Here is a 10,788-nt window from a genome sequence, read left to right as displayed (position 1 = left end):
ACATAGTGGCAAGCCTGCTAGGAGCGTCCAACTTAATGTTTAATGCACTAAATACCTTTAAGTATTAACGAGATACTACATATTAGTACGGAGAGGACAATTAGATGGGGCTCTATAAGATAAACGTACAGGCAAGAATAGATACATTAGCTAGCTCTGGGATGTCAAACAAAAATATAAAATTAATTAAAAACTTCGTTCATAGCTGTTATACTGAAGGTTTATCAGATCAACGGGTTTTGAAATATATTACCACTTTAAAGAGTATTGGGCTTCTGATGAACAAAGATTTTGATAAGGTCACTAAAACGGATATTGAAAATCTTTTGATTGCAGTGAATCAAAAAACGCAAAGTGAAGCAACGAGACATGACTACAAAATTTCACTGAAGAAGTTTTATAAGTGGTTATATAAAGGAGATGAGCCTGAACTTACTAAATGGTTTACTACCGGTACTAAAAATAAGGACAGAAAGCTGCCTGAAGACATGTTAACAGAAGAAGAGATTATAAAAATGATTAATACCGCACCAAATACCCGTGATAAAGCCATGATAGGCTTATTATGGGATATTGGAGCCAGGATTGGCGAAGTGGGTACATTAAAAATTAAGCATGTCAAATTCGATGAGTATGGAGCAGTAATAATTGTCAATGGTAAGACGGGCCCAAGAAGGGTTAGAGCTGTATGGAGTGTCTCATATTTAATGAATTGGTTAGAGGAGCACCCTGAAAGAGATAATCCAGAGGCTCCTTTATGGTTCAACCTGTCCCACAGGAAAAAGGGCCTTGAAAACATGCAATATGGTGCTATAAGGATGCAGCTGCAAAGAATAGCAGAAACAGCTGGGATTAAGAAAAGGATTCATACTCACCTCTTCAGGCACTCAAGGGCAACTTACATGGCAAACCATTTGACAGAGGCACAAATGAATATACATTTTGGATGGGTCCAGGGCTCTAATATGCCTAGCATATATGTTCACTTGTCTGGTAGGGATGTAGACCAAGCGGTTTTGAAAGCGAATGGTATTGAAATTAAAGAAGAGGAAAACAAGCCAAAAACAAATGTTTGCCCCAGATGTAAAAGTATCAATACGCCTAACAATCTTTTCTGCTATAAATGCGGAGCCGTTTTAACTCTGAGGACAGCTATGGATTTAGGGGAAAAGGTAAAACCTGTTGATGAGAGTCTGAATAAACTGTTGGAATCAAGAATTAATGAGCTAGTCGAAGCAAAAGTTAATGAATTCCTGTCCAAAATGAAATGACTAAAAAATAATCGAAATACAGTTTTCAGCTATTTCTTTTCCTTTATTTTAGCGCTACTAGGGTCAGCCTGTTTTGTGAACGTATAACGCAAGCCAAAGTCAAGTTAGAAAATACGAAAACAATCTAAGTATATTCGGAACAACTCTGCAAAAATAAATTGCTATTTTTTAATTTCAAATATTTTTAAATTTCCAAATTTATGAAAAAATCATAAAATTTTTCTTTTAAATCTTTGTTTAATTCCTATTATTTTATGAAGAATTTACTCGATTTAACCTTTTTCCTAACAAATTCTCTTAGTTTAATATATTTTGTGGAGCTGGTACTTGGAAGAAAAGGTTTAAGGATTATCAGCCAGTAATCATTATTAATATTTTTTTAATGATGAATAAATGGTAGACAGCGAAGGAGAAACAAATGGAAAATAAACAAAAATTGCATTCAATAGCTGTAGCTTCAATAGCCTTAGTTTCATTTTTAATTCTCATATCGTCTGCATTATCGGCAGCTTCAATACAAAATTCTTTGGCCAAAGTGCAATATACACATCCTTCGAATCCAGAAACCAACACTACCTCTGTAATAATAGAAAACCCATATACTACTGCTTTCCCCATAAATGATAACTTTTATGTCCGTGGTCCTGTGTTTGATGGCTCTGATACTGTCGATATTCTCAGCAAGAATGGCGGTACCGTTTCAATAGATGCTAACCATTTTGTAGGACTCTACTACGATCTTGACAAAAACATGGCAACTGAATTAATTTCCATCAAGGGAGCTCCGGATACCAAAGATAGAGTTATCGGAAAGAACAGTCTTGTCTATAGCACAACGATTAAGCAGGTTGGCTACGAGTATGGAGGTTGGAGCACATATCCTATTATCGGTTTATTCGGAGATGTGTACATCCCAATCAAACCTATTGACGCTAGCAAGCTCGCCAAACTGGTTCTTGACAGCAGTGATAAGTACACCTTAAAGACTGGCGATAAACTCGACCTTGGTCAGGGCTACGTTCTTGAAGCAAAGCAGATTGATATTGACGGTAAGAAGGTCTTGCTCGAATTCACCAAGAACGGACAATATGTAGATGATGAGATTATTTCAACTTATGGCGATGGCACATGGACCTGTAAACTTGACAACATCCAGGGCGAAAACGGCGTTTCTGTCCTGAAAGTCCACGTTAATCAGGTCTTACAGGGTGAAGTCGACAGGATTGTTCAGATTGATGGTCTCTGGCTCATTGACTATGCAAGTGCCATAAAGATCAATTCTGATGATAAATTCGGCCAACTCAACAATGTTGGTATCAATGGTCCAACCCTTACCATCTCTAACGGCGATATCTTGAATCTGACAAGAGACTCTGATGTGGAAATTGGCCAGGGAATGTACTTCAAGGTCGCTGACACACCTGCAAATGAACTCAGGTTCTATGCCTATAAGCAGATTACAGATCCCGAAACCTACCAAGTCAGAGGACAAGTTGCATTCGGTACCGGTGACATTAAATGGGGTGCATCCAACTTTCCAGGTTTCCTCTATGACCTAAAAAATAACTTCCAGACAGAGTCTCTTGCAGTCTCTGGTATAAGCGGAAATGTGATCCCCAAGGATGGTCTCGTTTACAAGACTACCATAGGTAACGTTGATTACCAGTCTGAAGATTTCAATGGAACGTATCCTGCTCTTGGCTTCTTTGGAGAACAATATGTCCCGCTTAAATCCAACAATGCTAGCAAGCTTGCCAAGCTTATTGTTGACAGTAATGATAAGTATACCTTCAGAACTGGCGAAAAAGTCGACCTTGGCCAAGGCTATGTTCTTGAAGCTAAGCAGACTGATACTGAAGGTAAGAAAGTCTGGCTCGAGTTCAGCAAGGATGGACAACATATTGATGATCAGATCGTCTCGACTGATTCTGGCGATGGCACATGGACCTGTGAAGTTGACGGTGTTCAGGGCGAAGACAATGTTCCTGTCCTGAAAGTCCACGTCAACCAAATCTTCCAAGGTACAGTCGAGAGCCTTATTCAGATTAATGGTCTTTGGCTCATTGACTATGCAGATCCAGTGATAATCCAGACTAGCGATGAATTCGGCAAATTCAATAATGTTAGTATCAATGACTCCACCCTTACCATCTCCAACAAGGATACCATAACTCTGAACAGGAACTCTGATCAGGAAATAGGCAAGGGAATATATTTCAAGGTCGCTGATTCTGATGAGCTCAGGTACTTCCCATACGTTGAGGGAGTCATTGGAGAGAACTGGGGAAGTAATGGTGACAGCGGTACAGGAGGCTCACCCGAACCTGCAAGAAATGTTCAGGTAAAGGAAATTTCACAGGCCTTTATTACAAACGGAAAAACTGTACAGTTTGATTTCACAAAGAATGCAACCTGCGTTGTATGTGTGAGCTTTGATGCAAAGACGACCGCAGGAAATACCACAGTCATTGCCGAGCAGCTCAAAGCAAAATCGACTCTTGTTTCAGTTCTGGACTCGGGAGAGGTCTACAAATATTTCAATCTCTGGGTTGGAAACAGTGGGTTTGCAAACGCAAAGAACATTGAAAATCCAGTAGTGTGTTTCAAGGTCGAAAAGTCCTGGCTGCAGGATAAGAAAATTGACCAGAATTCGATTACGCTCAACAGGTACAACGATAAAAAATGGTCAGAATTATCTGCAGAGCTATTGAAAGAAGATGACAAATACCTCTACTTTATAGCAGACACGCCAGGCTTCTCATTCTTTGCAATAACAGGGGAAGTTGCAGAGGAATTTAAAGTTTATCCTGTTGCAGACTTCAGCGCCAGTGTCACGAGTGGGTATGCTCCCCTCTCTGTCCAGTTTACTGACCTGTCACAATACGCAAAATCAAGGAACTGGAACTTTGGAGATGGAGCTACTTCAACCGAGCAGAATCCAATGCATACTTATTCTGCCGAAGGAACCTATACTGTTAGCTTAACCGCAATCAATGTAAACGGAACTTCCCCAACTCCAAAAACTGCTACAATAACTGTCAGCTCCAGTGGTGGAAGCAGCCATAGTGGCAGCGGTGGAAGCAGTGGCAGTGGTGCAGGTGGTTCTCCTGAACCTGCAAAGAATATTCAGGTAAAGGAAATTTCACAGGCATTTATCACAAACGGAAAGTCTGTACAGTTTGATTTCGCAAAGAATGTAACCTGTGTTGTGTATGTGAGCTTTGATTCAAAGAAGACCACGGGTAAGACTACAACCATTGCCGAACAGCTCAAAGGAAAATCTTCTCTGGTTTCCGGACTGCCCGGGGGTGAAGTCTACAAATACTTCAATGTATGGGTTGGAAATGAAGGATTTGTAACCTCAAAAAATATCGAAAACCCTGTAGTGTGCTTCAAGGTTGAAAAGTCTTGGCTGCAGGATAAGAACATCGACCAGACTTCAATCACGCTCAGCAGGTACAACGACAAAACATGGTCGTACATGCCAGTGAAATTATTATGCGAAGATAATAAATATTTATACTTCACAGCAGAAACTCCGAAGTTCTCATCCTTTGCAATAACAGGAAGACCCGTAGAGAAAGAAAAAGTAGCTGAAACAAACCCTGCAGCCGATGCTCAGAATCCTGAGAAAAACAGCTCAGTGCCAGAAGTTGGGAAAGAACCTGAGCAGAGGAATCTTACAAGTATACAAGGGTTTGGAATAGTTTGTGGGATAGTTTGCCTTATTATAGTATTTCTGCATAAAAGAAAATAAGGACGGAGAAACATAGAGATTTGATGTGAAGTACAAAGGGTGAGGACTTAACCTTTCTCTTATTTTTTCATATTTTTGTCTTTACTAATTTAAATTTTTGCTAATATCATTCTCCTGATGGAATTATGCTATCTCAGGCTAAGCTGACAATAGGCTTAAAGTTTGGAATCTTAAAGCAGGAAAAGGGATATCCCCTTTTGCGGAGATGGTTCATTCCATAGTGTCACTTAGAAGTTACAAGAAAACCTGCACCGCTGTCCTCTCAAACAAGTCCAAAATTTATGATGAAAGTAATTTTATATTTTTACTTTTAATCCTCAGAAATATGTATCTGTAGACGCAGGTTGCTGCATTTTTAAGCACAAGATAGAGAATTAAACAACTGTTTTAATTTTCCCAATATACCCAAGTAATATATATATTAAACTGCATAGTGAACTTTAGTTGTAATAAAAGGAGGTCATATTGATATTTTCATTTGGAAAAAGAAATTTGATAAAGCAAGGCGGCAGCAGAATGATTTCCCTGCCGATGATTTGGATAAAATCTGTGAATCCAGAAATGAGAACTGTAATTATCGAAATGGACAGCGAAAATAAACTGATAATTGTAGCCGGTGATACCCGCCAAGATACAACCGGCTCCAATAATATTCATGGAAGTGAATATCATTGAATATTACTCCTGATACTAATAAAAAGCTATCTATCGATAGCGAGCTGGATGAGCACATGCCAAAGGCATTCCAGACAATGCTTAAAATTGAGCAAATGGCACAGGAACGTTTCCGGCAGATAGAAGAATCTATCAAGAGAGGAGAGACAACTCTTGAAGCTGTAAAGAGGGATAGGGGTTTGCTTTGATACAAAAAAAGAAAAGTGAACGAAGGATACCCCAGAGAACCGACAGTTACGGCCAGAGCGTGTTTAACGTCTGCATCGGGTTAGGGGAGATCCCGAGTGAAGAGTGATGCTCTTCAGGAAGAGCCTAGCCCACTTGCCAAACTCTTTGATGCCGTTGAAAAAGTTGTAATTTACGAAGGCAAGATTCCGAGCGATCCTGCAATATGGGAAATCCATATTGCAGGCAAAATTTTAAGAATTGAGGCAGAGAATCTTACTTCTCCACACACATTTCAAAAGAGGTATCTGAAAGAATTTCACTCTTCTGCTCCCAGACTCAAGAGTGATCAGTGGGATACGTTTGTAAATCTGATGGGTGAAGATGCCGAAATTGTTCCAGCAAAAGAAGAGTCTGAGTATGTTTATTATGCGAACCGGATAATAGGCGAAATTTCGCAGCTTCCAGAAACCGAAGATAAAGAAGAAGCTGTGAGTCGTCAGATATTACTGAAGCATGAAGGATGCCTATGTCTGGTATCTGGCAAGATCGAAGAGATTGTACGCGAGAACGGCTTTAAAATTGCTCCTAACAGATTAAGCAGTACAATGACCGATCTTGGGTATAAGGCCCAAGGCACAAAAACTATCAGGTGTGAAGGCAGACGCCCTTCTTTTTGGTGGTTCGACCCCTCTAAAATTGCGGAGTTCAGGGGGGATTCTGAGTGATTGGTAAACATATAATAGTAATATTTTTTAAAATCGCGGATTTTTGCTTTACCGGTTTACCAGATAAATATACTGATATCGGTTTTCTGTGGCAAGACAATAAAATGTCTTGTCATTTTTGGGGGAGTCTCTTATGGCAAAATGTATGAAAATATGGGGTGGTCCAGGATGCGGTAAAACCGCATATTTGATGAAAATATATGGTAACTTAATCCAAGATGAAGGGTACATGCCTAGTGATATAACCGTGAGTACTTTCAGAAAAACGGCTGCGAATGATCTGATCCAGCAGGCAAGTAGCCTCACGAAAAATCCCTTTACAGAAACTAGGCAGCACGTAGGAACTCTTCATTCAATTTGCAACCGTTTGGCCGGTTATCCCAATCTGTTAGGTCCTAAAGACATCAGGGAATTTCTCGAAGAATATGGCTATGCTCGGTATCTTCCTACTTATACGAAATACAGGTTGGGACCTGACCATTTAAATGCTGAAGAAACCGTTTACTCTGGAGACCCTTTTGACCTTTATAACTGGCTGAGAAACACGGATACTCCTGTTGAGAAAGCATTCAGATATCCCGGGATAGGAAACATTCTCATTCCCATTAGAAAAATACCCAAGTTCGTCTACGATTACGAGGAATTTAAGGAAAAAAAGAAAAAGTTTGATTTTTCAGACCAGATACAGAAAGTCCGGAACGAGAAAATAGAGCTTGACACTCAAATTTTGATGATCGACGAAGTCCAGGACCTGACTAGGCAGCAGATAGAAGTTGTCAAGATGTGGGAACCGAACCTTGATATTATGATAATAGCCGGGGATCCCTTACAGTCAATTTATGGATATCTGGGAGGAACGCCCGATTTTTATAGGAATTGGGGCGCTGAAGAAATAATATTACCAAAATCTTATCGACTCGCAAAACCAACATGGAAAACGGCGTGTCAGATTCTGGAATCTGAGGGAATGCAACCTCCAGGAATAGAATCGAACGGCCTTGGAAGCCCCGATACGGTTAATTTCTGTGGATATAGTGAAATAACTCCTGGACTTGGAGGATCCGAACTGCATTTAGTACGCTGCAATTATCAAGCAAATGCAATCGCTATGGATCTTGCAGAACGAGGAATCGTCTTCGGTGGACTCCATGGATGGACTGAACAGGAAATAAACCTTTTCAATACTATATTTAAATTTAGAAAAGGAGATTCAATGATTGGTTCTGAGCTGAAAACACTGGTAGAAAATTATGAATTAAAACTTTTCAGATACTGGGGCTCAAAAGAAAATCTTATAGAGTACTTTGAAAGTTCGACGTGTAGATTTCAGCTTGCAGTTGCTAAGGGATATATGACTCCTACGCTCTGTAATATCCTGCAGTCCAAAAATCCAACCGCTAAGATGAGAGGATGTGGCAAATTAAAACGGGTAAAAATAGAAAACGCTCTCCGAGTCCGGAAAAATGTTATAACTCTAGAGGAAGTCAAAAAAATACAAATTTTGACCATCCACGGAGCCAAAGGACTTGAGGCAGATGTCGTTTTTTTACATGCAGCCATCACTCCGAGGATAAGAAAATCTCTTCTCATACCCGGAGAAGAATCTGCAGCCGAAGCTCGGGTCTGGTATGTGGGAGTAACAAGGGCACGAGAACGGTTATTTGTTATCAAAGATAAAGGCCAGAACTACAGTTTGCCGAGGGTGGTAGCATAGCCACCTCTCCAGAGATTATCCGACACTATCTAACTCCTGAAATTAAAAAAACGATACTGAGGTTGACCCGAGATGATTCTTTATCCAGGGCAGGGAATGGTGACGGGGTAGGCTGGTACAGACACAAAAGACAGTCTAAGTTTAAGTTAGATTTGTCAAAAGAAGAAGACTACACTTATATTGCATCGAGGTTCAGAACCATGTACTGGACCTTAAATTTTTTTAAGCCTGCTATATACCAGATCGATTATCAGGCAATTCGAAAAGAAGATAGCCCTCAAACAAGCCGGACTTACACCGCCGCCTATACTTTTGGAGTTGATATTGATAAGGGTCACGGTTACGATATTCACCAACCTGATGTGAAAAAAGCTGTGGAGGAGATGGCACAATTTGTCGCTGACAAACTGAGGCAGTACATCCCAAACTCGGTTTATGTCCTGTTCAGCGGTGGAGGAATTAATGTCTATGTCCACCATCAAGTATTCTCCAGATATTTTGAGAAATTTCAGGACTCTGAAGACTGGGACCTCATGCTTTTGGTACTACTGGATGCTTTTGACTACCTGATAGAAGATCTCAAAAACCGATTTTTTGAGATACATTCCGAGTATTTTGGAAAAGTTAAGCCAGATCAGCTTAACAACTCTCAGAGAGTGTTTAAATGTATTTTCAGCGTTCACCGGAAGTACGATTATGCCGTAATTCCACTTGACCCGCAAAACATCAAAATTGATTTCGAGGCTGCGAAGCTCCCGATAAAAAAAGAAGTGATTGATAGCGCTGCAAATTGGTATGCCAATTATGATGACGGGAAGGATTTCCTTAACTTTGTAATGAAACCCTACCTGAAATTGGCATACGAAAAAAGAGAACATTGCAGGAAAATAACAGCTCTAGATATTGAGATATCCAAAATTCCCATTTCCTCGGAGATGTGGCCACCCTGCATAAGAAACATTCTAAGCCTTCCATTTTGTGGAGAAGGCAGAACTAGAGCGTTGGCCTTGGTTGCCTCTTTCTTGGGGCAGGTAGGTGTCGAAGAAAGTGAAGCAAAAAAGATCTTTTATGGACTTGCAGAACGGTGGAGGGCGCCAACATCCAATATCTTTGAATCTTATTATAAGAAAATGAAGTGTCCTACTTGCAAGAGAATGAGAGCCTCCGACAACATTGGATTTCCAAATGGTGTCTCGATTTTTCATCTTGGAGTGTGCAAGCCAGATGGGCGTTGCGTGAAGGTTCCAAGTCCAAGATACTATGCCGATAAGAAAGCGAATAAAGAAAGGCTAAAACATAAAGGCTCTTAACTCTTCCGTAAAAACTCGCTCACGAAGGCGAAAAAAGGCATACAAACTTGAGACTTACTTGATAAAGCAGAAAACTGGGAAAATATCTTAAACCCAAGATATCCTGCTTCGAAAAGTTTTTCGTAAAGATAGTTACTATTGAAAGTCACTTAACCGCAAAAGAGTATGAAAATAAAGCTCTTTAAGGTGCTAGAATGACACAAGAAGAGATAATAAATCCTTATTTTTCAAAAAAAATAAACCGTGCCGAGCTCCTAAATATTTCTTCATGGGCTCTGCAGAGAATAGCGGATAGGCTCGCAGTCTCCCGTTTTCGGGAGAAAAAGACTGATTCAACAGAACTTAAATTTTACAGGATTTTATTTGCTGGGATATCCTCACATGCCCAGATTTTAAAAGATGAAGAGCTCGACAAGATTGAAGAGAGGTTAAAGAATCTGGAAGCAATCGCAAATGAGAAAAAGAACTAAAAACTGGGTTGAAGTTCTCAAAAATAGATTACAGCGTGCTGAAAACCACGAGAGCTAAAAACGAATTTTAGAATTGAAAAAAATAATACAGGTTTGAGGATCTTATGAGAAGGATCATTGAAAATAAGTTGGCTACGCTCGAAAAAAAGTTAAATTCTGAGCCTTTGGAGAATGACAGCGTCATTATCTACTTCGTGGATGAGGGTATCCCTGAAGAGTTATTAAACGATAGTGTACCTCATATTTTTATTCCAGACAATGGCCGAGATCCCGAATTTGAGCCAATTCAGAGGGAAAAGCTGAAGTTAGAAATAGAGAGAGCCGGGAAAAGAAGAAAAGCTAAATGCCTTTATTAAGCCGATTAGTATCAGTTCTATTGAGGTTATAAGATCTCTTATTTTAAATGTCCGTATCACCAGACATACTCAAGAACTTTCCTGCAACTTATTTTAGTAGGATAATAGCAAATTGGATTTCTTGGCTAGATATTAAAAGTTATAGCCCGAAGAGTAGGAAGAAAGGCTACGTTATCTGAACTTCCCAGCTAGTGGGGACGCAGGGGAAACCAGGGCTGAATCTGAGACTTTTATGTGAACCATAAGAAATGGTGGTTATAAGTTTCCGAATTTGGCAGGTGCAACAGCTGAGGACGTAAGAGATATCATGAAGGAGAATCTGGGATTCTCTCCTGTGCTCCT

9 protein-coding genes are annotated in these 10,788 nt (G+C 39.9%); all 9 read left to right on the top strand.

What is annotated here, in order from left to right:
• The first annotated feature begins 104 nt into the window (after nucleotides 1–104).
• Nucleotides 105–1,271: a tyrosine-type recombinase/integrase gene (locus BP621_RS06330; RefSeq protein ID WP_292388591.1), complete on the top strand. Its 1,167-nt coding sequence runs from the start codon at nucleotides 105–107 to the stop codon at nucleotides 1,269–1,271.
• 418 nt (nucleotides 1,272–1,689) lie between these two features.
• Nucleotides 1,690–5,028, top strand: a complete 3,339-nt coding sequence (locus BP621_RS06325) for an S-layer protein domain-containing protein (protein WP_292388590.1) — start codon at nucleotides 1,690–1,692, stop codon at nucleotides 5,026–5,028.
• Nucleotides 5,029–5,493: 465 nt separating this feature from the next.
• Nucleotides 5,494–5,703 (top strand): hypothetical protein, encoded by a 210-nt coding sequence (locus tag BP621_RS06320; RefSeq protein ID WP_292388589.1) that lies wholly within the window; start codon nucleotides 5,494–5,496, stop codon nucleotides 5,701–5,703.
• On the top strand, nucleotides 5,700–5,891 hold the full coding sequence (locus tag BP621_RS06315; RefSeq protein WP_292388587.1) for a hypothetical protein: 192 nt from the start codon (nucleotides 5,700–5,702) through the stop codon (nucleotides 5,889–5,891). Before BP621_RS06320 ends, BP621_RS06315 begins: the two co-directional genes overlap by 4 nt.
• A gap of 96 nt (nucleotides 5,892–5,987) precedes the next feature.
• Nucleotides 5,988–6,596: a hypothetical protein gene (locus BP621_RS06310; RefSeq protein ID WP_292388585.1), complete on the top strand. Its 609-nt coding sequence runs from the start codon at nucleotides 5,988–5,990 to the stop codon at nucleotides 6,594–6,596.
• Between the two features lie 133 nt (nucleotides 6,597–6,729).
• Nucleotides 6,730–8,310, top strand: a complete 1,581-nt coding sequence (locus tag BP621_RS06305; protein WP_292388584.1) for a UvrD-helicase domain-containing protein — start codon at nucleotides 6,730–6,732, stop codon at nucleotides 8,308–8,310.
• Nucleotides 8,311–8,372: 62 nt separating this feature from the next.
• Complete coding sequence (locus BP621_RS06300) at nucleotides 8,373–9,620, top strand: hypothetical protein (RefSeq protein ID WP_292388582.1); 1,248 nt, start codon at nucleotides 8,373–8,375, stop codon at nucleotides 9,618–9,620.
• Nucleotides 9,621–9,814: 194 nt separating this feature from the next.
• Nucleotides 9,815–10,090: a hypothetical protein gene (locus BP621_RS06295; RefSeq protein WP_292388581.1), complete on the top strand. Its 276-nt coding sequence runs from the start codon at nucleotides 9,815–9,817 to the stop codon at nucleotides 10,088–10,090.
• Nucleotides 10,091–10,194: 104 nt separating this feature from the next.
• Nucleotides 10,195–10,446 carry a hypothetical protein gene (locus tag BP621_RS06290; protein WP_292388579.1) on the top strand — a complete coding sequence of 84 codons (252 nt, stop codon included), beginning with the start codon at nucleotides 10,195–10,197 and terminating at the stop codon, nucleotides 10,444–10,446.
• The last annotated feature ends 342 nt before the right edge of the window (nucleotides 10,447–10,788 follow it).

Origin of the sequence: Methanosarcina sp. UBA5, assembly GCF_002505485.1 — an archaeon.
Lineage (GTDB): Archaea > Halobacteriota > Methanosarcinia > Methanosarcinales > Methanosarcinaceae > Methanosarcina.
This window is presented reverse-complemented; position numbering and strand designations above follow the sequence as displayed.

What these genes read in the sequence shown, in the direction of transcription:
- BP621_RS06330 (WP_292388591.1), top strand. Translation starts at nt 105, where the DNA reads ATGGGGCTCTATAAGATAAACGTACAGGCAAGAATAGATACATTAGCT.
- BP621_RS06325 (WP_292388590.1), top strand. Translation starts at nt 1,690, where the DNA reads ATGGAAAATAAACAAAAATTGCATTCAATAGCTGTAGCTTCAATAGCC.
- BP621_RS06305 (WP_292388584.1), top strand. Translation starts at nt 6,730, where the DNA reads ATGGCAAAATGTATGAAAATATGGGGTGGTCCAGGATGCGGTAAAACC.
- BP621_RS06295 (WP_292388581.1), top strand. Translation starts at nt 9,815, where the DNA reads ATGACACAAGAAGAGATAATAAATCCTTATTTTTCAAAAAAAATAAAC.
- BP621_RS06290 (WP_292388579.1), top strand. Translation starts at nt 10,195, where the DNA reads ATGAGAAGGATCATTGAAAATAAGTTGGCTACGCTCGAAAAAAAGTTA.